This is a genomic window from Maritimimonas sp. 2304DJ26-3, from assembly GCF_056591635.1.
On sequence record NZ_JBWQOK010000001.1, the window covers coordinates 682530 to 704051 of the forward strand.

Genomic DNA, 21522 nt, shown 5'->3' on the forward strand with positions numbered 1-21522 from the left:
AAAAAGGGCTTTTGTAAAAAACAAAATTAATTAATGAGTAATAAATCTCTTACAATATCTAATTTTTTTCTTTCCCAAAAACGTGGGAAAAAGATATTTTCTAGTTTAGTAATGAACCCTTTAGGAGCTTCGCCTTGGGTGTTTTTGATCAATGTATTTGCTACCGTTACCAATACAGAAGCATTAGCGCCTAAACCAATATGACTTCCATATACTTCTACATTTTTTATATCATCGCGAAGCGTTTCTGCCTCGAGACAATGCTTCCATGGTACAAGGCCATCAGTCTTTGTATAAATACAAGTGATTGGTACTTTAGGAATTTCTTCTAGTTCTTTTAAAAACTTTGCGTTGCGTTCTCTTAGTGTTTTCCCTCTAAAAAACTCAAGTACATTTACCAGTGGCGTTTGCATGTTTTTTACACCCCAAACTGGTGAGCCTATAGTGATTAATTGTTCTACTTTTTCAGGATATCTATTCGCAATAATCTTTGCAAAAATTCCTCCGCCACTCCATCCAACAAGGCTAACTTTTTCTTGATGAATTTCAAATATCTCGTCTAATCGTTCCACTAGTTTTGGTAAGTATTTAGAGTTAATCATATTAACACCCAAATCCCATTTATATGTTTTAAAGCCAATTGCTTTTAAATATTTTCTAACAAACTTAGTAGAGTGGTCATTTCCTAAATAAGGAGGCATTAATAGCACAGGTTTATCGTTTCCTTTCTTTCTTTTTGGAATTAAATGGTACAAACCAATCATTGTAGTCCATTCAATAATAGAGCGGCTTTCTAAAACTACATTAAATAAAGGTGGCGCAGGGATGTCTTTGTTTATTCTGGTTATTTCTTTACGGAAATGCTGTGTTATTTTAGAAGAAATGTCTTTTGCATCTTTTACAGACTTTTCATTATTAATACTCTCTAAAACTAAAACTAATGTTACATAATCACGATCAGGCCCAAAATCTTCACAAACCGAAATGCAATTATTTAATAAGGTAATTAATGTTTCTTTATCGAACTCATCATTTTTAATGGACTTTAAAATAAGTTTCTCAAAAGGATGATTTTCGAATTTTTGCGCTACTAAATCTTTGGCTTTTTTAAGTGTGTAGCCTTTAGATAAGGCAACTTTAATGGCTAATTTTGTAAATGATTTGTAGAGTGTTTTGTTGTTTTCCATAATTAGTTTTTAGCTTCAATTCGGTTATTGAGCCAATTAATAAAATCTCTTTCTACCTCTTCTTTGTTAATTTCATTTAGCATTTCGTGTCTACCACCTTGGTAGATTTTTAAAGTAAGGTCATTAATCCCTGCTTTTTCGTATTTCTTTGCCACCTTAACTACGCCAGTTCCCATTTCTCCAACCGGGTCTTTATCACCAGAAAAAATGTAAATAGGCAAATGTTTTGGCGTGGCTTCAAAAGTTGGCTTTTGGTTTATTTTTTTACTTCCTTTTAGAATATCAATAAATACACTTGTAGAAAAATTCTCTATCCGTAACGGGTCAGATTCAAACAAATCCACTTGTTTTTCATCTCTGCTAATCCAATCAACCTTAGTTCTGTTTGGTTTGAATTTTTTATTGAACTCTGTAAAAAACAACGATTTAAGGGTCTCACTGCTATGCTTTTTTCCTTTAAAAAATTTAACAACATTAGCACCTGCTAAGCCCACTATGCCAAGCCCTTTCATAAAACTAGCAGTTCCTGATAAAACCAAAGCTTGTAAATCATCACCGTACCTAGTAACATACTCACGGCTCAATAAAGAACCCATACTATGACCAAATAAGATGATTTTTTTATTAGAATGGTGTTCTTTAATAACATTAGTTAACTCACGCATATCTTCTACTGCGTCATTAAAATAATTTTCGCCTTCATAAAAACCTAAATATTCTTTAGATTTTACCGAATTACCATGTATTCTATGGTCATTAGCGTACACTTCGTAACCATTATCTTGTAATAAAGTTGCTATAGGAATATAACGGCCTGCGTGCTCACCAATGCCGTGCGCAATTTGAACAATCCCTTTTGGATTTTTGTTTTTCCAGTGGTAGTAAAAAATTTTCTCGCCATCATTAGCGATATATGTGTTTGTACTGTACTTCATTACTTATTCTTCAAAAAATCTTCTAGCAATCCTATCAATTTCTTTTGATGAGTTGCTGTTCCGTCTATCAATATTCGTCCTTGTATTTTGAGCTCTTCAAATAATAATTCTTTATTATATAACGCCGTCAGCACCTCATCTCTTATTTTAAGTGCTGCTTTTGGGTTTGATAACTTTTGTTTCTTTAACACGCCTTCCTTTAATTGCCATGTGGCTTCCGATCCATCGCTCAACAACACCTTAATACCATAATTATCTTTATATTTTTTAGCAATTTTAGGGTTTGCTTTTAAGTATTTTCTTAATCCGTTAAAAAAATTAGTACTCTGAATTTTGATGATTTTCTCTTCTTCTTTTTTCTTACCTTTCTTCTTAATAATTTCTTCTAGTTCGTTAGCTGACTCACGTATATATCGAGAAAATTTATCGGCATCTGGCATCGTATTCGCATCAGAAGTGGTTGTAATGGTAACCTGACCATTATAACTGAACGCTGCGATTATCAATCCAAAACCATCCAAAACAGGTGTTAATCCAAAAGTAGTTACAATCTTATGTCCTCTTAAATATAGCATTCCTTTTGGGCCAGGAACATTGGTGATTGTACAATTAAAAGGCGGGCGAATTAATTCTTTAATATCATAACGACTGTACAAACCAGCAGCTAAATTTGCAAGACCAAATGGTACACTCTCTGCCATTTTCATTAGGCTTTTTGCACCAACGGCTTTATGCTTGCTCTTACCTATTTCGGTTTGTTCTTGTATGTATTCTAATCGTTCAATAGGATCTTTAATATGCGTGGCTATTGGTATGAGCATATTAGAAATCTTATTCTCCATTTTTTGTTGCTCACCTTCAACCCTTATAGAAATAGGTACATTTGCTACTAATGATTGAGATGGTAATTTATCTTTTTCTATTAGATATCTTCTCAATGCTCCCGAGCAAATGGCCAAGACCATATCGTTAACACTTACGCCCATTATTTTGCGCAATGTATTAACTCTATTAAAAGAGAGTATGGCCGTGCCCCATGTTCTTTTTGGGGATACATTATTATTAAAAATTGTACGTGGAACAGAAAACGATCGTCGGTTAAATGCTTTTTTGCCTTTTAATTTTTTATTGGCCTGTCCTTTAATTAAAGCTAAAGCTGTTTCACCAATAGTTACAGGTGCCTTTAAGGGATCTTTTATAAATTTTGAAGAGCTCTTTATTAATAAGCTCAATTCGTCTGGTAACGGATCGGGTTCATATGGTTTTGGCAGCGGAATTGATTTTCTTCGGTCTTCTTTATCTTTATCAAATAGTAGCCCCATCAAACCTACACCAGAAGCGCCGTCGATCATAACATGATGAACTTTAGTGATAATTGCTACCGATCCTTTTGGTATCTGCGAAATTTCATCTAATCCTTCAATAAAGCTTACCGACCACAAAGGGCGCCTTAAGTCTAATGAGCCACTAAAAATAGAGGCCGTGATTTCGCGTAATGTTTTCCAATTGGCAGGATCTGGTAATTTGATTCTATCTATATGTAAATCAATATCAAAATTAGGATCATCTACCCAATACGGATAATCTAAATTGAATGGTACGTTGAGTAAGCGCTTTCTAAACTTTGGCATTAAATGCAGTTTAGAAGCTAAAATTGCTTTAAAATCTTCGAAATTAAGAGAGCCTTCTACTATAGTTAAAGAACCAATATGCATTGGGCTAGTTGGTGATTCGGCATATAAAAAAGTGGCATCTTGAGCTGAAATTTGCTCAATAGAACTGTCTAAAGCATCATCTAAAATGTCTTTAATTACTTTTTTTGCCATAAATTATTGCTAAATATTTTTGCATAAAACCACCACAGCTCTGCAATATAGAGATTTTATTATAATAATTCTGTGACAAACAAACTCTCATAAAAGTAAAAATTTGTGGAGACGGAGGGACTCGAACCCTCGTCCAAACAAGCAACCAAAGTGCTTTCTACATGTTTAGTTATCGTTTATTTTTCGATTAAAAGCTGACCGAAAACCGCCCACTTTTAACTTAGCTCCTTAAGTTTCGAATTAGTATCGAAGCACTACTAACTCTAGGTTTACTTTTACGATGCCTCTAATTAGAACGCCATAAACCAAGGCTTTCAAGAGACATAAAGCTTCTCTACCTTGTAGAGACTAGGCTAGAATCTTACTATAATTCAGATTATTAAGCAGCTAAAGCGTAGTTATTCTCGCCGTTTAAGTTTTAAAATTGATTTTTACGAGTACTATTTTATTGCTCGACATGCTTACAGTTCGATTGATCTTGCAGTCAAAACCAGTCGTCCCCAAATTTTCAAAGAACAGGATGGCAAATGTATATATTTTTTTATAAATCAAAATTTGCGAAATCCTATTATTCATGATACATTGCGGCAATTTTTATACCAAAAAAAATTAATGAATAAAGTCAGTTTAATTAGAGTTTTTGTTTCTTGTCCTAGTGATATAAAAAACGAACTTAATTCTATTAAAATAATCTGCGACGAACTAAATAAATTACAAGGCAATATCCAGAATTTTAGAATTGAGTTAATAAACTGGAAAACTGATACATATACAGATATAGCCTTTGAAGCCCAAGCTGTAATTAATCAGCAAACACTTGAAAATTATGACATCCTAATTGGAATATTAGGACTTAGAGCTGGAACCCCTACAAAAGATTACGATTCCGGAACAATTGAAGAAATTAATTTATCTATTAAGCATAAAAAAAGACAACTAGTTTTTTTCAAATCAGAACCACCAGAAAACATTTATGATTTAGATTTAAGTCAGTTTGAATTAGTAAAAAAGTTTAAAAAAGAGCTTACTAATAAAGGTTTGCTATATAAAGACTATTTGAACATAACAGAATTTGAACAATTACTTAGAGCCAATTTGTCAAATTTAATAACCAAAGAAATTCTTAATAAAGAGAGTAATAAAGTTGTTGAGCGTTCAAAAAAAGAGGAGAAAACTAGCGAAGAGCTTTTAGATATTGAAGTTTTAATTGATAAAATTGAAAATGAAGAAATTGATCCTATAGATGATGATTTATTTGAATTAGCTCAGGAATCAACTCAAAATGCCGAAAATTTTAATAGCTCTCTACAGGTTTTGAATAAAATCATTCGTGATTCAAGTAGCTTGATGAAATTAAAAACGCCTTTATTTACTAGAATATCTGCAATAAAGGATCATAAACTTAGAGAAAAAAAAGCAAAGAAAGAGATTAAGGAATTTTCTATTGATCTAGAAGCAATTAATGATAGACTAGAGGCTGAGTTTATAAATTATACGGAAAGTCAAAGTGCAATGATCGGATCAATCTCAAAAGTATTTCTAATTTCAAAAGAAAGTATTTTAGACTCTGTTAAAGATCTAGTTTTAGAAATGAAAGATGCTCTTGAAGCTACTTCAAGCTATATTAAAGCTCTGATGGAATGGCCCGTTTTAGAGAAAAATTTCAACAAAGCTAAAAACAGAGCTATTATACTAAATAAAGATTTACTCAAAGAAATGTTGAGTGGATATAAAATGTTAAAAGAATTATTATAAATGAAATTTGCTCTCATAAAAGAACGTAAAAATCCGCCAGATCGTCGGGTTGTTTTTTCTCCAGAAGGCTTAGCTGAAGCCCGTAAACAATTCCCAGAAGCAGAATTTGTAGTTGAAAGTTCAGACATTCGTGTTTTTTCTGATAAAGCCTATGAAAACTTAGGTTTTACCGTTACAGATGATGTTAGTGATTGCGATGTACTACTTGGTGTTAAGGAAGTTCCAATTGATGAGTTAATCCCCAATAAAAAATATTTCTTTTTTAGCCATACTATCAAAAAGCAGCCTTACAATCGCAAATTACTTAAAGCAATTATTGATAAGAACATTCAACTTTACGATCACGAAACTATTGTTAGACAAAATGGTTTACGTTTAATTGGTTTTGGTCGCTATGCTGGGTTGGTTGGTGCTTATAACGGATTTAGAGCTTTAGGCTTACGAGACAATCTTTTTAACTTACCAAAAGTTGAAACGCTTGCCGATCTAGATGAGGTAAAAGCTGAGTTAGATAAAATAACCCTGCCGAACATTAAAATTTTACTTTCTGGAACTGGTAAGGTCGCTAGAGGAGCAAAAGAAATCTTAGATCATTTAAAAATCAAAGAGGTAAGCGATGCCTTATATTTAACATCAAAATTTACTGAGCCAGTATATTGCTTGGTAGATGTAATGGAGTATGCCAAACGTAGTGATGGTAAAGTAGGTAATACTTCAGAATTTTATAAAGATCCTTCTGGTTACGAAAGTAACTTTATGCCTTATGCTAAAGAATCTGATCTATTTATTGCTGGTCATTTTTATGGTGATGGTGCCCCATATTTATTTACTAGAGAAGATGCAAAACATCCTGATTTTAATATCAATCTAGTTGCAGATATTAGTTGTGATATTGATGGGCCGGTAGCCAGTACCTTAAGAGCTTCTACTATTGCCGATCCTTTTTATGGATATGATCCTGTAAATGAAACCGAAGTTGCTTACGATGCTAAGGATGCTATTACAGTTATGGCAGTAGATAATTTGCCTTGCGAACTTCCAAAGGATGCTAGCGAAGGATTTGGAGATATGTTTTTAGAACATGTTATTCCTTCATTTTTTAACGATGATGAAAATCAAATTCTTGAGCGAGCTCGAATGACTAACGATAAAAAGTTAACTGATCGTTATAGCTATCTTCAAGACTATGTAGATGGTAAAGAATAATGCAGCAAGACAAACAATTCTTACTCGACCTTGCTAAAACAAAAATGCCGTATGGTAAATATAAAGATCGATATCTTATAGATTTACCTGAACATTATGTGGTTTGGTATCATGCTAAAGGTTTCCCGAAAGGAAAATTAGGAATGATGTTAGGTCTTGTTTACGAATTAAAACTAAACGGCTTAGAACATTTAATAAGAAAAATTCGTGCAAAAGAGAATCTTTAATTTTTTGTTAAATCATCTTTTTATTTTGAAATATCTGGGCTGATTTTTTTAAATTTAGAACAACAAACAATTCTAAATTTTTAAAAATGAGTACTGAACAAGTAGCCAACCGCCTCGTTGAAATGTGCCGCAATGGTCAAAATATGCAGGCGCTAGAAGAACTATATGCTGACGATATTGTGAGTAAAGAAATGCCAGGATATCCTGGAGAAGTAACGGAAGGTATTAAAGCTGTTTTTGAAAAAAGCGAAAATTGGTTTGCCAATGTAGAAGAGTTTCATGGCGCCAAAGTCTCAGATCCGCAAGTAGCAGGAGATCATTTTTCTTGTACTATGGATATGGATGTAACTTTTAAAGATAGAGGCAGAGTTCAAATGAGTGAGGTCTGTGTTTACGGAGTCAAAGATGGGAAAATTGCTTCTGAACAATTCTTCTATACCATGCCAGGCTAAAAACTTTTTTTGTAAAAAATGAAGCAGCACTAATTTAGTGTTGCTTTTTTATTCTTATCAAAAGTTAATAAACCATAGAATATATTCAACACTCCAAACCCTACAATTAAAAAAAGTATTTCATTATCGGTAATAAAAAAGGCAATTACTGCAAGTAAAATTTCAGCTAAACCTAAATATAACAACGATTTTGAATTAATTCTGCTTAAATTTATTAATAACAAACCATAAAATGATAAAAGTAAAGGAGTTGTTAAACTATAGTAACCTTTATTAGCAATTGCAATGATAATAGCACTAAGAATTAATGTTGGCAATAAGGTGTTTAATCGTTGATTTTTAGCTACTTTATTCCACAAAGCGCCGTTGTTCTTCTTTGCTTTTCGTTTAGCTCTTATCCATAAAATAAAAAGAGAAATAAGTATAATTAATACTGCAATTACAATAACTGCAATTTCTAAAAAAGCAATAGGCAAAGTTGAAGAACCATCGAAGCCTTGACCATAATCTGAGGTTAAAAAATTCACAAGATAAATTCCTAACAAAGAAAAGACTCCTATTAAAATTCCCGAAAATCCACTTAAAGAAAAATATGATTTTAGTTCTTTCATTAATTATAAAGTATTCTACAAATTACGTGAATATTTTTTGAGTGTTAAAAGTAGTACTTTTAACCTATGAATCCTGCTGAAGATTACATCTTAAATCAAGAAGAACCTTATAAGTCGATCTTATTGCATTTGCAAGTTTTGATTGAAAATAGTTTTAGTGATATTGAGTTAAAGTATAAATATAGAATTCCTTTCTACTATTTAGCTGGTAAACCATTTTGCTATTTAAATGTTCCTAAAAAAAAAGATTTTGTAGAAGTTGGCTTTTGGGCATCAGCACATTTATCTAAATTCAATGAGTTTCTAATTTCTGATGGCAGAAAAGTAGTAAAATCTTTTCGCTATAAATCAATTGATGATATTAATCAAAAAATACTTTTAGCCGTTTTAGAGGAAGCTTATAGTGTTAACCATAAAGGCTTCTGGAAATAACTATTTAGCTTCAACTTTGTACTGTAAGGCTGTTCGTCGATTTGCAATAATAAATAATTCTGTGTCCTTATTTTGAGCGAAAGGGATAGTAAAAGTACATCTTGAGCCTAAACATTTGGATTGAATTTCTTTTGGTATTCGCTCTCCTTTAAACGCATAATGTAATTTTACTGTACTTGGTATTTTACCCATTTCAAAAGAAATTTTGTTATTTGATGGTACTAAAATTTTTCCCCTTAAAGGAGAAATCAATTCTAAGTTGTGCTTAAAAAAAGCTCTTCCATAAACTGGAGAATCGTAAAATTCTTTCTTTGATAGTTCCTTTTGTGAAAAAGAAAAATCAAGTTCTGATGGTAAATGAGATAAAATGAATTCATCTGGATCTGTAAAAAAGTAGTAATCATTAAATCTTTTCACCCACTTGTTTCCATTCATATAACCAGCACCCCAAGTGGCATCAATTAAGTGCCATTTGTTATTTATACGAACGGCATTCCAAGCATGATTCCCTTGACTTGGATTGCTGCCAATATCATTTATTTCTGTCTTTGAATAGCCATCAATAAACAAACATGGTATTCCTAAATTTTCTGAAATTCGTTTAAATGTTTGTGCATAACCTTCACAAACTGCCTTTTTATTACGCAAGGTTGAATTGATAGTATGATCGTTTACAGCGGCTAATTTTCGGCGTAGATCTTCTTTATCAGTATAAGTAAAATTGATTCTTGAATTACCATTATATAGAGCTTGAACATCGTACGAAATATTAGACGTTAGCCAAGTATAAATTGCTCTAACTTTATCTATATCAGAAGTAAAGTCCTTGTTAATCTGATTAGCAATCGCCTCTGTGGAAACAAAAGATGGGTATAAATTAACCTTACTATCTACCTTTTCAAAATTTTGACTTAAACAAACCAAACTATAAAAAAGAAAAAGGATGAAAGAAAGAGGCTTCATATTATAAAGGAAACAAAAATGATGGTAAAAAATTGTTGAAGCAATGTTAAAATTAATTTACAGCGAATTCACCACTTTTCTAATGGCTACCAAATTGCTTAATAACGATTCTAAATGATCTAGGTGTAGCATATTCGCGCCATCGGATTTTGCATTTGCTGGATCAAAGTGTGTTTCTATAAATAAACCATCTACTCCAGTAGCTATGCCCGCTCTTGCAATAGTTTCTATCATATCTGGACGTCCGCCTGTTACACCAGAAGATTGATTAGGCTGTTGTAGCGAATGCGTTACATCTAAAACCGTAGTTCCGTATTGCTTCATCGTTGGTATTCCTCTAAAATCAACGATCATATCCTGATAACCGAACATCGTACCTCTATCAGTAATCATCACATTATCATTCCCTGAATCTAGCACTTTTTTTACAGCATGCTGCATACTTTCTGCACTCATAAATTGTCCTTTTTTTAGATTGACAACTTTACCAGTTTTAGCAGCGGCAACTACTAAATCCGTTTGTCGTACCAAAAAAGCAGGAATCTGCAATATATCAACGTATTCTGCGGCTTTATAAGCATCAGAAACTTCGTGAATATCAGTAACCGTTGGTACATTAAATTTTTCACCAACTTTCTTTAGTATATCTAATGCTTTTTCATCACCAATTCCAGTAAAAGAGTCTACACGAGAGCGATTTGCTTTCTTAAAACTACCTTTAAAAACATAAGGTATTGCTAGTTTATCAGTAATAGAAATTACCTTTTCTGCAATGCGCATCGCCATATCTTCACCTTCGATAGCACAAGGACCCGCAAGTAAGAAAAAATTGCCACTATTGGCGTGTTTTATATTCGGAATTGATGAAATGTTCATATATTAAAATTTTATCAAAGATACTACTTTGTTAAACTTCTAAACAGGCTTTCTAAATCTTGGTTTTTCACTTGAGACTGTAATAATTTGAGTCCGTTTTCTTGAGCAAAATCAAAAATAGCAGGACGCATATCTTTTAAGGTATTAAACGTTAATTGCCAAGTAGTATCGTGCAAATTTATTGCCTTAGTAATTTTAGATAATTTTTTAAGCAACTGTTCTTCAACTCTTAAATCGAATTCAACCTCAACTATTTGTTCTTTACCAGTTTTTAGTTCATTTAGTTTTTTATCAGTAATTATCTGCCCTTTATTTATAATAATTACACGATCACAAACAGCTTCTACCTCTTGCATAATATGTGTAGATAGTAAAACAGTTTTTGTCTTACCTATTTCACGAATCAATCCACGTATTTCTACCAATTGATTTGGATCTAAACCTGTTGTAGGTTCGTCTAAAATTAATACCTCAGGGTCGTGTAAGAGTGCTATTGCCAATCCACAACGTTGACGATATCCTTTAGATAACTGTCCTATCTTTTTATGACTTTCGGGTGTTAGGCCAACTTCGGTAGTTACTTCTTCTACTCTAGCCATGGAAATATTATGAACATCTGCATAAAAAAGGATGTATTCTTTGACATACATTTCTAAATATAATGGATTATGTTCGGGTAAATAACCCACCGACTTTTTAACATCCATTGATTGTTTTGATACATCAAAACCATTCACTAAAACTACACCTTTGGTTTGAGAAATATATGAAGTGATAATTTTCATCATGGTAGATTTTCCAGCTCCATTTGGTCCTAAAAAACCAACAATCTCACCTGAACCAATCTTAAAACTTACGGAATCTAAAGCCTTTTGATTTCCATATAGCTTTGTTACTTCTTTTACTTCTATCGACATCCTTAAAATTTGTTCTACAAAGTAACTAAATTTTGAATTCTAATTTAGAATATAACAAGCTAAAATATTTTCCTTATTTTAGCGTTATGTCATCGCTAAACATTACTAACACTTTAACCTATTCCTTCTTATGAAAATTGCCCTTCAAGGTGTAAAAGGATCGTTTCATGATATTATTGCCAATAAATATTTTGGAGATGATATTGTAATTACTGAATGTGATTCTTTTGCTGAAATTCCTGAATTAATTATTAATAATACTGTAGACGCTGCTGTAATGGCGATAGAAAACTCTAATGTTGGAGCCATTCTTTCTAATTATGCATTGATTGATCAATTCAATTTAAATATACATGGTGAAATGTATTTGCCAATGATCCATAATTTAATGGCTTTAAAAGGTCAGACTATCGATGATATAGAAGAGGTTTGGTCGCATCCTATTGCAATTCAACATTGTCAAAGGTTCTTTAAAGACCATCCTTCTATCAAAATAATTGAAGAAAAAGATACTGCTTCGGTAGCGAAAGTAATTAAAGAGAATAAATTAAAGAATGTTGGTGCTATCGCTAGTAAAAAAGCGGCAGAGATTTATGGATTAAACATTCTTGAGGAAGAAATACAAAATGATCGTTACAATATTACTCGATTTTTTATTCTAACAAAAAGTAGAGAACATCACACAGAAGATTATTTAAATAATAAAGCTTCGTTAAAGTTTATTACACACCATCAACTCGGTAATTTAGCTGAAATATTGAATGTTTGTGTTAAGCACAAACTCAACTTGTCAAAAATTCAATCAATCCCAATAACTAATGAGCCTTGGAATTATGCCTTTTTTATAGATCTTATTTTTGAAGATTATCATCAGTATTGTAAAGCTTTATTAACGCTAGAAAAAAAGGTAAGCCATTTAAAGATACTGGGCGAATACCAAGAACACAGCCTTAAAGCCAATCTTTTGACTGCTTGACGAAATCGTTATAGCAATTTAAACGTAAATATTTTATAAAAAATTTGTTTTTTAAATTTTAACATCTAGATTTGTCTTGAAATAATTCGACATGAATATATTAAACACTTGGCAAGCTTTTTTTTACTTCTTTTATTTTTATAAAATGGAGCGAGGCTTTGTTGGTGTTTATTAATTATAAAAAACAAGTACAATACAAAAGCCTCGAATATTCGAGGCTTTTTTTATACAATTAATTTAAATGAAAATAGCCATTCAAGGTATACAAGGATCATTTCATCATATTGTTGCCAATCAATATTTTGGTGATAATATTCAACTCGATGAATGTATGTCTTTTGTTGAAATCCCCGAACTTGTTAATACAGAAAAAGTTCACGGAGCGGTTATGGCAATAGAAAATTCTCTGGCTGGTGCTATTTTGCCTAATTATGCATTAATTGATGAATATAATTTATTAATTCAAGGTGAGGTACATTTGCCAATTCACCATCACTTGATGGGATTGAATGGTCAAAATCTAAACGATATAAAGGAGGTATGGTCACACCCTATGGCCATTTTACAATGTCGAAAATTCTTTAGAAAACATGCACATATTAAGTTAATTGAGGCAGCTGATACTGCAGAAGTTGCTAAACAAATTAAAGAAAAGCAATTAAAAGGTATTGGAGCAATTGCCAGTAAAAAGGCAGCTGACATTTATGGTTTATCAATTATAGAAGATAAAATTCAAACCAGAAAACACAATTACACACGTTTTTTTATACTCAAAAAGAAAAATGGTAAGTTAAATTTGTTGTCAGAAGTAAATAAAGCTTCACTAAAGTTTGTCACCAAACATCAAACTGGAAGTTTGGCAGAAGTATTAAATATATTCTCAAACTACAACCTAAACCTAACTAAGATTCAATCCATGCCAATCATAGATGAACCTTGGCAATATGCATTTTTTGTTGATGTAATTTTTGATGATTTTACCGTCTATCAAGATGCTCTAAAAAAGATTGATCAGAAAGTACATAATATAAAGATCTTAGGCGAATACAAACAAAGTAAACGTAAACATGATCTCTAAAGCAAATAGATTACATAACGTTGAAGAATACTACTTTTCTAAAAAATTAAGAGAAGTGCGAGAGCTTATTACCCAAGGAAAACCTATTATAAATATTGGTATCGGTAGCCCAGACTTAGAGCCCTCAAAAGATGTTATCTCAGCTATCAAAGAAGCTGTAGGTTTAGAAAATGTTCATGGGTATCAAAGCTATCAAGGCTTGCCTGAGCTTAGAAAAGCTATAGCTGAATTTTATCAAAGAAATTTTGGCGCCTCTCTAAACTTTGAGGATGAAGTTTTGCCGTTGATGGGTTCGAAAGAAGGTATTCTACATATTTCTATGGCATTTTTAAATGCTGGTGATGAAGTCTTGATTCCTAATCCTGGATATCCAACCTATACCTCTGTAACAAATTTGGTTGAGGCTAAGCCTGTTTACTATGACTTAACAGTAAAGGATAATTGGTTTCCTGATTTAGACTTGTTATCAAAGCAAGATTTATCTAGAATAAAATTAATGTGGGTGAATTATCCACATATGCCAACAGGTGTTAAAGCCACAAAGGAGCAGTTTGAAAAATTAATTTCTTTCGCTAAAAAACATCAAATTTTAATTGTGAATGACAACCCATATAGTTTTATTTTAAATGAAAACCCGCAAAGTATTTTGTCAGTAGATAGTGCAAAAGAAGTGGCTATTGAGTTGAATTCTCTGAGTAAGACTTTTAATATGGCGGGATGGAGAGTTGGGATGGTATTGGGCTCATCTAAAAACATAAAAACTGTAGTACAGGTTAAAAGTAATATGGATTCAGGTATGTTTTATGGCATTCAACAAGGTGCTATTGCTGCATTAAACTTAAGCAAAACCTGGATTAACGATCTCAATAAAATATACTCTGAAAGAAGGCGAATTGTTTGGCAAATTGCAGATGCCTTGAAGTGTAACTATATTAAAAGTACAAGTGGTTTATTTGTATGGGCTAAACTTCCTCAAGGAATAAAAGCTGAAGAAATAGCCGACAAATTATTATATGAGTATGGTGTGTTCTTGGCTCCTGGAACAATTTTCGGTAGCAATGGCGAAGGCTATATTCGAATTTCACTGTGCGTGTCTGAAGACAAATTAAAAGAAGTATTAAAAAGAATATCTAAATAATGAAAAAGGTAGCAGTTATAGGCTTAGGATTAATAGGTGGTTCGTTAGCATTAGAGTTAAAGAAAACAACATGGGCAACCATATATGGTATTGACAACAACCATAACCATTTACAAAAAGCGCTAGATCTAGGTATTATATTCGAAAAAGCTACCATAGAAATTGTAAAAGAAGTTGATACAGTAATTATAGCTGTTCCTGTAGATAAAATTCCAGAAATAGCTATTCAAGTATTGAATTTAATAAATGATAACGCATTGGTTTTTGATGTTGGCTCAACAAAATCTGCTGTTTGTAAAGCTGTAAAAGATCATCCTAAAAGACAAAATTTTGTGGCACTTCATCCTATTTCTGGTACCGAATTTTCTGGACCAGAAGCTGCTGTTTATGATTTATTTTCCGATAAGGTGAACATTATTTGTGAACGACATTTAAGCAGTAAAAAAGTGATCGATAAAGCTGTGCAGCTTTTTGAAATCTTAAAAATGCGCAATGTATTTATGGATTCTGCAAAGCAGCATGACGAACACATTGCCTATGTTTCTCATCTATCTCATATCAGTTCTTTTATGCTTGGTAAAACTGTTTTAGAAATAGAAAAAGACGAAAAAAATATTTTTGATATGGCTGGTAGTGGGTTTCGGTCAACAGTACGTTTGGCAAAAAGTAATCCAAAAACATGGACTCCGATATTCTTACAAAACAAAAAAAATATTTTAAAGTCATTAGATGAATACATAAAAAACCTAGAAAACTTTAAACAAATAATAGAACAAGAATCTGCTAGTAAAGTACATGCTATTATGGAAAACACAAACAAAATAAAAGGTGTTTTAGCAGGAATAAAAAACAAATGAAATTAATGAAAACAACGAACTTTTCCACATGGTTAGACGAAATGGAGCTTTCTCACCCGCTAGTAATTGCAGGTCCATGTAGTGCAGAAACAGAAGAACAAGTGCTAAAAATAGCACATGAATTAAAAAACACAGATGCTACAGTGTTTAGAGCTGGTGTCTGGAAACCCAGAACAAGGCCTGGTAATTTTGAGGGAAATGGTGCTAAAGCTCTACCTTGGATAGCTAAAGTTAAAGAAGAAACTGGTCTTTTAACAGCAATAGAGGTTGCTAATGCCCAACATGCCAAGCTTGCGCTAGAGTTTGATATCGATATTATCTGGATTGGAGCACGTACAACGGTAAATCCATTTGCCGTACAAGAATTGGCAGATGCCTTACAAGGAACTGATAAAATTGTATTGGTAAAAAATCCTGTAAATCCTGATCTTGCATTATGGTTAGGCGGCATTGAGCGGCTTCATAAGGCTGGCATTAAAAACCTAGGGGCTATTCATAGAGGGTTTTCATCGTACAAAAAAACCAAATACAGAAATAACCCGCAATGGCAAATACCTATTGATTTAAAGAACCAGTACCCTACACTTCCTATTATTTGTGATCCTTCGCATATTTGTGGTGAGCGAGAGGGTATTTTCGATATTTGTCAAACAGCTTTAGATCTTAAGTTTGACGGTTTAATGATCGAGACTCATAACGACCCTGATAATGCATGGAGTGACGCCAAACAACAAATCACCCCTAAGCGATTAGATAAGATGACAATTGATCTAAGAGTTAGAAAACCAAGATTTGAAGATAAAGAGCCAATTCAAAAACTAACAAATCTTAGAAAAGAAATTACATCTTTAGATACTCAACTTATAGAATTATTATCAGAAAGAATGGACGTGGTAGAAAAGATTGGTAATGTTAAAAAAGAAGGCAATGTTGCAATTTTGCAGCGTAGCAGGTGGCAAGAAGTAATTAAAGGCATGGTTGACCTAGGTGCAGAACATAATTTAAGTTCTGACTTTATCGAGAGGGTTTTTAAAGCAATTCATCAGGAATCTATACAGCACCAAAAGAAAATAGTAAATAGTTAGCTTATTGTTACCTTTGCACAAATTTAGCTGACACCTATGGCTCAAAAATATATTTTTTGCATGAAATGGGGCACTTTATACGGTGCTGAATATGTAAATCGATTGCATTCTATGGTTAAAAGAAATTTAACTTATGATTTTAAAATGGTATGCTTTACAGATGATGAAAAAGGTATTATTGATGAGGTAGATTGTTACCCAATTCCAGAAATAAATGTTCCAGGAAATTTACCTGAACGTATGTGGAAAAAACTAACAACGCTAAAAGGTGATCTATATGGGTTAAAAGGAACCGCTTTGTTTTTAGATCTCGACGTAGTTATTGTAGATAGTTTAGATCCTTTTTTTGATGCCGAAGGTGAATTTTTAATTATAAAAGATTATTTAAAACCTACTGGTAATTCTTCGGTTTATCGATTTGAAATCGGAAAGCATCCGTATGTGTTTGATTATTTTGTGAAAAATTTTGACTCAATAAGAAAAGAGCATCGTAATGAGCAAGAATATTTGACTCAAGCTATAAAAGGCCATGGAAATCTTAAATTCTGGCCTAAAGAATGGTGCCCTAGTTATAAATATGATTGTGTGTCAAGAATTCCTTTCGCTTTTTGGGTAACTCCAAAAATTCCTGCTGGGTCAAAAGTTTTGATTTTTCACGGAGAAATAAATCCACATAAGGCAATAAAAGGAGGTAGAGGTAAGTGGTATCGTTATGTAGCTCCTGCCCCATGGGTTGCAGACTACTGGAAATGAACAAATAATAAAAAAAGTCTCACTAATTAGTGAGACTTTCCTTTTTTCGCGAAAGCGAAATTATCCTAAGATTCCAGGATAGGAATACGTAATACTTGACCTGGATAAATTTTATCTGGATCTGTTAACATTGGCTTGTTAGCTTCAAAAATCACTGGGTACTTCATTGCGTTTCCATAATACGTTTTAGCAATTTTACCTAGCGTATCACCACTAACAACAGTGTGAAATTGAGCCTCTGGTTCTTGAACAGCTGTTGTCATTTGGTCATCAACACTAGCTATACCCTCTGTGTTTCCAACAACTAACACCACTTTTTCCCGAGTGGCTTGATTTTCTGCTTCACCGTGAATGGTTGCAGTATCATCATCTACTTGAATACTTAATCCTTCTACATTAAGACCCAAAGCTTGAACTGCATTAGAAAGCTTTGCTGCTTTTTCTGCAGCTTCTTCAGCGGCCTCTTCGGCTGTGGTTTTTCCAATACCAAAAACTTTAGCTCCTGCATTTTTAATGAAAGAAAATAATCCCATAATTTAATTTTTGTTTTAATTGATTAATAAATAGTTCTTAATGTTGTGAAGATACAATTATTTTCACAATTATTTTTGAATAATAGTCTTAGAAAAAGCTATTATTCGTGTTGAAGTTGGCAATATTTATGCCAAATTTTAATAATATTGTTGTCTAAACAAAAATCTAGTGATTGTACATAACTTAGAAGACGAAAATTCAATTTTAAACACCTTTGTTTCTCAGCTAAGAGATGTCTCTATTCAAAAAGATAAAATGCGTTTTAGAAGAAATATTGAACGTATTGGTGAAATTTTGGGTTATGAACTTAGCAAGTTTTTAGATCAAGAAGTTATTGAAACCACTACACCATTAGGTCTCAGAAAAACTACCATTCCAAAAAATGAGGTTGTTTTATGTTCAATTTTAAGGGCCGGTATACCTTTACATAATGGTTTGTTAAATTATTTTGACAATGCCGAAAACGCATTTATTTCAGCCTATAGGCATCATGAAGGTAATAATGATGATTTCGAAATTGTTGTTGAATATTTTGCAAGTCCTTCAATAAAGAATAAAACGGTAATTTTGGTTGACCCTATGCTAGCAACAGGCAAGTCCTTAGTTGCTGTTCAAGATGCCATAAAAAAACATGGTAAGCCAAAACAACTACATGTAGTTTCCGTAATTGCAGCACAGCGAGGAATAGACTATGTGAATAATCATTTTCATGATAATACTCATCTTTGGATTGCTGCTATAGATGATCAATTAAACTCTAAAGGATACATTGTTCCGGGTTTAGGCGATGCTGGTGATTTAGCTTTTGGTGAAAAACTATAAAAAATAAACAACTATAGTTAGCGTAAGCAGTGCATACAAGAATACCTCTTTAAACCATCTTTCTTCTACTATTTGCAAGTAATTTGCCAAAATCAATGCCATTGGAAAAAATAGAAATAATAATTCTGATCCATTTTTTGCCGGCCAAGGTAAAACTACAAATACTAAAATAAAGAAATGAGTAATTAATAATTGCCAAGAGCTTTTAAACTCGTTATTTATAGTTGTAATTTTTATAGTTGTAGGAAAAATAGCCCATAGCATTAATGAAATTACAATTGCTAGAGGAATTAACAATTTAAATGAATTATAATTGTCGAAACTTAATTGATAGTTAAAATTTAAAATAGTATCAAACCCTTCATGCCTATCAATTAATAAAAGATAGGTTGAATAAATAATTACTGGGCATAAGAAGCCAGCTAAAGGTATAATAACATTACGCCAAGTCCATTTATCAAAAAGAAATGCAGCAAAGTAGATAAGAAGTAAAGTTAAAATACTCCAAGGATAAATGAGCGTTGCAATGCCTATCCAAAAAGCACTATCAAATAATTTGTCTTTTGTATTTTTTTGAGTCCGTAAACTATAAATTCTTCGATAAGAGAGTAATAAGATAAAATTTACACTAACAAGTTTAAAACTAATAACCGAGAACGGAAACATCCCTAAAAACAACACAAATAATAAAAGCGTGTACGAATTGTCTTTAGTTAAATTATTCTTCTTTAAAATAAAATTTACCGTAAACAAAGTAATCAGTAAGAGTATAAAATATGTGAAACTATTAAGAATAAAAGAAAGGGAAATATCTCCTTTAAAATTTAATACTGTAGAAAAAACATAGATCAAAAACAATAAGGCTACAATTGCTAAAGTATTAATAGGTTTTGTTTTACTAAAAAAATTGGCAATCATTGCTTTATTTTATATTTTTGCTCGGTAAATATAATTAAGATATGAATGCTAACAATATTTTTAGAGCGATAGGTAATTTTTGCACAGACTATGCATTTGCTATTTACGATGCTTTTCGTTTTACTAAAGGCTGGTGGGCTTCAAACTTGGTAAATACTGTTATTATCTTAATTGGTTTTATAGCCATGTTTTATTGGTTAGGTCAAATGGCTGGGCACGCAAAGTCTAGCAATACATTATAATTCTTTTTTCTTTTTTAAACCTACATTTTGGGCAGCAAGAATAAATTGAAGCGATTTCGTGAAAATGAAACTTTTGCTAATGTAATTCAACCTTCAAGGGAAGAAATTCTTAATGATTTTCATCTAAAAGGAAGTTGGGCATCATTATTTAAAAATAACAAACCTATTATATTAGAATTAGGATGTGGAAAAGGTGAATACACTTTAGCATTAGCTATAAAAAATCCTGAGTTTAATTATATAGGTATAGATATAAAAGGTGCTCGTTTTTGGCGTGGTGCCAAAACTGCTTTAGAAGAAGGTTTAGAAAATGTAGCTTTTTTAAGAACGCAAATTGAATTGATTGATCATTGTTTTTCCAAAAACGAAATCGATCAAATCTGGATCACCTTTCCAGACCCCCAAATTAAATATAAGCGAATGAAGCATCGCTTAACAAATCCCGATTTTCTTAAGAAGTATCAGCGCATTTTAACTAAAGATGGCTTTGTTCATTTAAAAACAGATAGTGAGTTTTTACATGGCTATACTCTAGGGTTATTACAAGAAGGAAATCATGAAATAATCTATGCACATCATAACATCTATAAAAATCTACACTCACCAGAAGAAGCTACACTCACCCAAACTTTTTATGAACAACAATTTTTAGAGAAAGATAAAGCCATTACTTACGTCAAATTCAGAACAAATTACAAATAATGAATTTGGTTATCCATTTTTTATTGGGGTTTATTACTTCCTTTGTTGGCACCATTCCTCCAAGCATGCTCAATATGACTGCAGCTAAAATTAGCATAGAAAAGACGAAAAGTGAAGCGGTTAAATTTGCAATAGGCGTTTCTTTAGTAGTATTTATTCAAGCCTATATTGCTATTTTTTTTGCAAAATATATTCATAACAATGCTAATATAGAATGGTACATAACCATCTTTGGAATTATAATTTTTGCTATGCTTTCAGTTTATTTCTTTATTCAAGCAAAAACAGAAAAAAAAGAAATTAAAAAATTTAAACTAAAATCAAGTTTATTGACGGGGATAACACTTTCAATGCTAAATATGTTTGCAATTCCTTTTTTTTGCGGGGTAAGTAGTGCATTAAACATGTCTGGTTGGTTTGTTTTTAACCAATTAACTATTTTACTTTTTGTCCTAGGGTCGGCTTTAGGAACTTTTTCTCTTCTCTATATTTATGCTTATTCTGCAGTAAAAATTAGTAAAAGAGCAAGTATCTTAACAAAAAACCTTAATTTTATTTTAAGTGTTTTAACTGGTGTAGTAGCATTAATTACTTTATTTAAAATCATATGAGCGCTTCTGATAATTTCTTTGAAAAAGTTTATGAAATCGCACGATTAATACCTTATGGAAGAGTGACTTCCTATGGAGCTATTGCTAAGTATTTAGGTGCAGCGCGTTCAGCAAGAATGGTAGGTTGGGCCATGAATGCATCTGGTAGAGATGATACTGTTCCTGCTCATAGAGTTGTAAATAGAAATGGATTGCTCTCAGGTAAACATCATTTTCAAGGAACAAACCTTATGCAGCAATTACTAGAAAGTGAAGGAGTAATAGTTAAAAATAATAAAGTTGAAAATTTTGATGTCCTTTTTTGGAATCCTAGTGAGAATCTTGGTTGAATTCATAAATCTTACAATATTTTTTTATATTTTTAGTTTTTATTTAAGCTTAGTGTCTAGTAGAGATTAGCTTTGCTTTTTTTTTTATAA

General features: G+C 32.1%; 25 protein-coding genes and 1 other RNA gene. 16 read left to right on the forward strand and 10 right to left on the reverse strand.

Annotated features, from left to right (window positions below):
• Window positions 1-26 precede the first annotated feature (26 nt).
• From AC1EUV_RS03155 to ssrA, 4 genes are all read right to left on the reverse strand, one after another.
• On the reverse strand, window positions 27-1187 hold the full coding sequence (locus AC1EUV_RS03155) for an alpha/beta hydrolase (protein WP_480197208.1): 1161 nt from the start codon (window positions 1185-1187) through the stop codon (window positions 27-29).
• Between the two features lie 2 nt (window positions 1188-1189).
• Window positions 1190-2122: an alpha/beta hydrolase gene (locus AC1EUV_RS03160; protein ID WP_480197209.1), complete on the reverse strand. Its 933-nt coding sequence runs from the start codon at window positions 2120-2122 to the stop codon at window positions 1190-1192.
• The gene (locus AC1EUV_RS03165; protein ID WP_480197210.1) at window positions 2122-3948 is read right to left on the reverse strand and encodes a WS/DGAT/MGAT family O-acyltransferase; all 1827 of its coding nucleotides are present in this window, start codon (window positions 3946-3948) and stop codon (window positions 2122-2124) included. Before AC1EUV_RS03165 ends, AC1EUV_RS03160 begins: the two co-directional genes overlap by 1 nt.
• Before the next feature lie 103 nt (window positions 3949-4051).
• Window positions 4052-4450, reverse strand: a transfer-messenger RNA (tmRNA) gene (gene ssrA / locus AC1EUV_RS03170).
• Window positions 4451-4560: 110 nt separating this feature from the next.
• Here ssrA and AC1EUV_RS03175 point away from each other — a divergent pair.
• From AC1EUV_RS03175 to AC1EUV_RS03190, 4 genes are all read left to right on the forward strand, one after another.
• On the forward strand, window positions 4561-5703 hold the full coding sequence (locus AC1EUV_RS03175) for a hypothetical protein (protein ID WP_480197211.1): 1143 nt from the start codon (window positions 4561-4563) through the stop codon (window positions 5701-5703).
• Entirely contained in the window at window positions 5704-6909 is a 1206-nt protein-coding gene (locus tag AC1EUV_RS03180) for an NAD(P)-dependent oxidoreductase (protein ID WP_480197212.1), read from the forward strand.
• Window positions 6909-7136, forward strand: coding sequence for a DUF3820 family protein (locus AC1EUV_RS03185; protein WP_480197213.1), 228 nt, complete (start codon window positions 6909-6911; stop codon window positions 7134-7136). Before AC1EUV_RS03180 ends, AC1EUV_RS03185 begins: the two co-directional genes overlap by 1 nt.
• A gap of 86 nt (window positions 7137-7222) precedes the next feature.
• Window positions 7223-7588, forward strand: a complete 366-nt coding sequence (locus AC1EUV_RS03190; RefSeq protein ID WP_480197214.1) for a SnoaL-like domain-containing protein — start codon at window positions 7223-7225, stop codon at window positions 7586-7588.
• Between the two features lie 29 nt (window positions 7589-7617).
• Here AC1EUV_RS03190 and AC1EUV_RS03195 read toward each other — a convergent pair whose 3' ends face one another.
• On the reverse strand, window positions 7618-8199 hold the full coding sequence (locus AC1EUV_RS03195) for a hypothetical protein (protein WP_480197215.1): 582 nt from the start codon (window positions 8197-8199) through the stop codon (window positions 7618-7620).
• A gap of 66 nt (window positions 8200-8265) precedes the next feature.
• On the opposite strand from AC1EUV_RS03195, the gene AC1EUV_RS03200 reads away from it, so the two are divergent.
• A complete protein-coding gene (locus AC1EUV_RS03200) occupies window positions 8266-8631 on the forward strand; it encodes a DUF1801 domain-containing protein (protein WP_480197216.1) in 366 nt (121 codons plus the stop codon).
• Here AC1EUV_RS03200 and AC1EUV_RS03205 read toward each other — a convergent pair whose 3' ends face one another.
• Genes AC1EUV_RS03205 through gldA form a run of 3 tightly spaced genes read right to left on the reverse strand, consistent with a single transcriptional unit; the run spans window position 8632 to window position 11387 of the window.
• The gene (locus AC1EUV_RS03205) at window positions 8632-9594 is read right to left on the reverse strand and encodes a transglutaminase domain-containing protein (protein ID WP_480197217.1); all 963 of its coding nucleotides are present in this window, start codon (window positions 9592-9594) and stop codon (window positions 8632-8634) included.
• Window positions 9595-9651: 57 nt separating this feature from the next.
• Window positions 9652-10470: a 3-deoxy-8-phosphooctulonate synthase gene (kdsA, locus tag AC1EUV_RS03210; protein WP_480197218.1), complete on the reverse strand. Its 819-nt coding sequence runs from the start codon at window positions 10468-10470 to the stop codon at window positions 9652-9654.
• 23 nt (window positions 10471-10493) lie between these two features.
• On the reverse strand, window positions 10494-11387 hold the full coding sequence (gldA, locus tag AC1EUV_RS03215) for a gliding motility-associated ABC transporter ATP-binding subunit GldA (RefSeq protein ID WP_480197219.1): 894 nt from the start codon (window positions 11385-11387) through the stop codon (window positions 10494-10496).
• A 130-nt stretch (window positions 11388-11517) separates the two neighbouring features.
• Here gldA and AC1EUV_RS03220 point away from each other — a divergent pair, with 130 nt between their 5' ends.
• The 6 genes from AC1EUV_RS03220 (at window position 11518) to AC1EUV_RS03245 (ending at window position 17274) form a co-directional block, all read left to right on the forward strand.
• On the forward strand, window positions 11518-12363 hold the full coding sequence (locus AC1EUV_RS03220) for a prephenate dehydratase (RefSeq protein WP_480197220.1): 846 nt from the start codon (window positions 11518-11520) through the stop codon (window positions 12361-12363).
• Window positions 12364-12604: 241 nt separating this feature from the next.
• Complete coding sequence (locus AC1EUV_RS03225; RefSeq protein WP_480197221.1) at window positions 12605-13441, forward strand: prephenate dehydratase; 837 nt, start codon at window positions 12605-12607, stop codon at window positions 13439-13441.
• Complete coding sequence (locus AC1EUV_RS03230) at window positions 13431-14579, forward strand: pyridoxal phosphate-dependent aminotransferase (RefSeq protein WP_480197222.1); 1149 nt, start codon at window positions 13431-13433, stop codon at window positions 14577-14579. The genes AC1EUV_RS03225 and AC1EUV_RS03230 overlap by 11 nt, the downstream gene beginning before the upstream one ends.
• The gene (locus tag AC1EUV_RS03235; RefSeq protein ID WP_480197223.1) at window positions 14579-15436 is read left to right on the forward strand and encodes a prephenate dehydrogenase; all 858 of its coding nucleotides are present in this window, start codon (window positions 14579-14581) and stop codon (window positions 15434-15436) included. The genes AC1EUV_RS03230 and AC1EUV_RS03235 overlap by 1 nt, the downstream gene beginning before the upstream one ends.
• A 5-nt stretch (window positions 15437-15441) precedes the next feature.
• Window positions 15442-16521 (forward strand): chorismate mutase, encoded by a 1080-nt coding sequence (locus tag AC1EUV_RS03240; RefSeq protein ID WP_480197224.1) that lies wholly within the window; start codon window positions 15442-15444, stop codon window positions 16519-16521.
• A 60-nt stretch (window positions 16522-16581) separates the two neighbouring features.
• The gene (locus AC1EUV_RS03245; protein WP_480197225.1) at window positions 16582-17274 is read left to right on the forward strand and encodes a glycosyltransferase; all 693 of its coding nucleotides are present in this window, start codon (window positions 16582-16584) and stop codon (window positions 17272-17274) included.
• A 65-nt stretch (window positions 17275-17339) separates the two neighbouring features.
• Here AC1EUV_RS03245 and lysM read toward each other — a convergent pair whose 3' ends face one another.
• Window positions 17340-17807 carry a peptidoglycan-binding protein LysM gene (gene lysM, locus AC1EUV_RS03250; protein WP_480197226.1) on the reverse strand — a complete coding sequence of 156 codons (468 nt, stop codon included), beginning with the start codon at window positions 17805-17807 and terminating at the stop codon, window positions 17340-17342.
• Window positions 17808-17976: 169 nt separating this feature from the next.
• Here lysM and upp point away from each other — a divergent pair, with 169 nt between their 5' ends.
• Window positions 17977-18630 carry a uracil phosphoribosyltransferase gene (gene upp, locus AC1EUV_RS03255; RefSeq protein ID WP_480197227.1) on the forward strand — a complete coding sequence of 218 codons (654 nt, stop codon included), beginning with the start codon at window positions 17977-17979 and terminating at the stop codon, window positions 18628-18630.
• Here upp and AC1EUV_RS03260 read toward each other — a convergent pair.
• Window positions 18625-19548 carry a DUF6427 family protein gene (locus tag AC1EUV_RS03260; protein ID WP_480197228.1) on the reverse strand — a complete coding sequence of 308 codons (924 nt, stop codon included), beginning with the start codon at window positions 19546-19548 and terminating at the stop codon, window positions 18625-18627. The genes upp and AC1EUV_RS03260 overlap by 6 nt on opposite strands.
• A 41-nt stretch (window positions 19549-19589) precedes the next feature.
• Here AC1EUV_RS03260 and AC1EUV_RS03265 point away from each other — a divergent pair, with 41 nt between their 5' ends.
• From AC1EUV_RS03265 to AC1EUV_RS03280, 4 genes are all read left to right on the forward strand, one after another.
• Window positions 19590-19790, forward strand: coding sequence for a DUF6341 family protein (locus tag AC1EUV_RS03265; protein ID WP_480197229.1), 201 nt, complete (start codon window positions 19590-19592; stop codon window positions 19788-19790).
• Window positions 19791-19817: 27 nt separating this feature from the next.
• Window positions 19818-20492 (forward strand): tRNA (guanosine(46)-N7)-methyltransferase TrmB, encoded by a 675-nt coding sequence (gene trmB, locus AC1EUV_RS03270; protein ID WP_480197230.1) that lies wholly within the window; start codon window positions 19818-19820, stop codon window positions 20490-20492.
• Window positions 20493-20566: 74 nt separating this feature from the next.
• Window positions 20567-21103: a LysE family transporter gene (locus AC1EUV_RS03275; protein WP_480197231.1), complete on the forward strand. Its 537-nt coding sequence runs from the start codon at window positions 20567-20569 to the stop codon at window positions 21101-21103.
• Window positions 21100-21432, forward strand: coding sequence for an MGMT family protein (locus AC1EUV_RS03280; RefSeq protein WP_480197232.1), 333 nt, complete (start codon window positions 21100-21102; stop codon window positions 21430-21432). The genes AC1EUV_RS03275 and AC1EUV_RS03280 overlap by 4 nt, the downstream gene beginning before the upstream one ends.
• Window positions 21433-21522 lie beyond the last annotated feature (90 nt).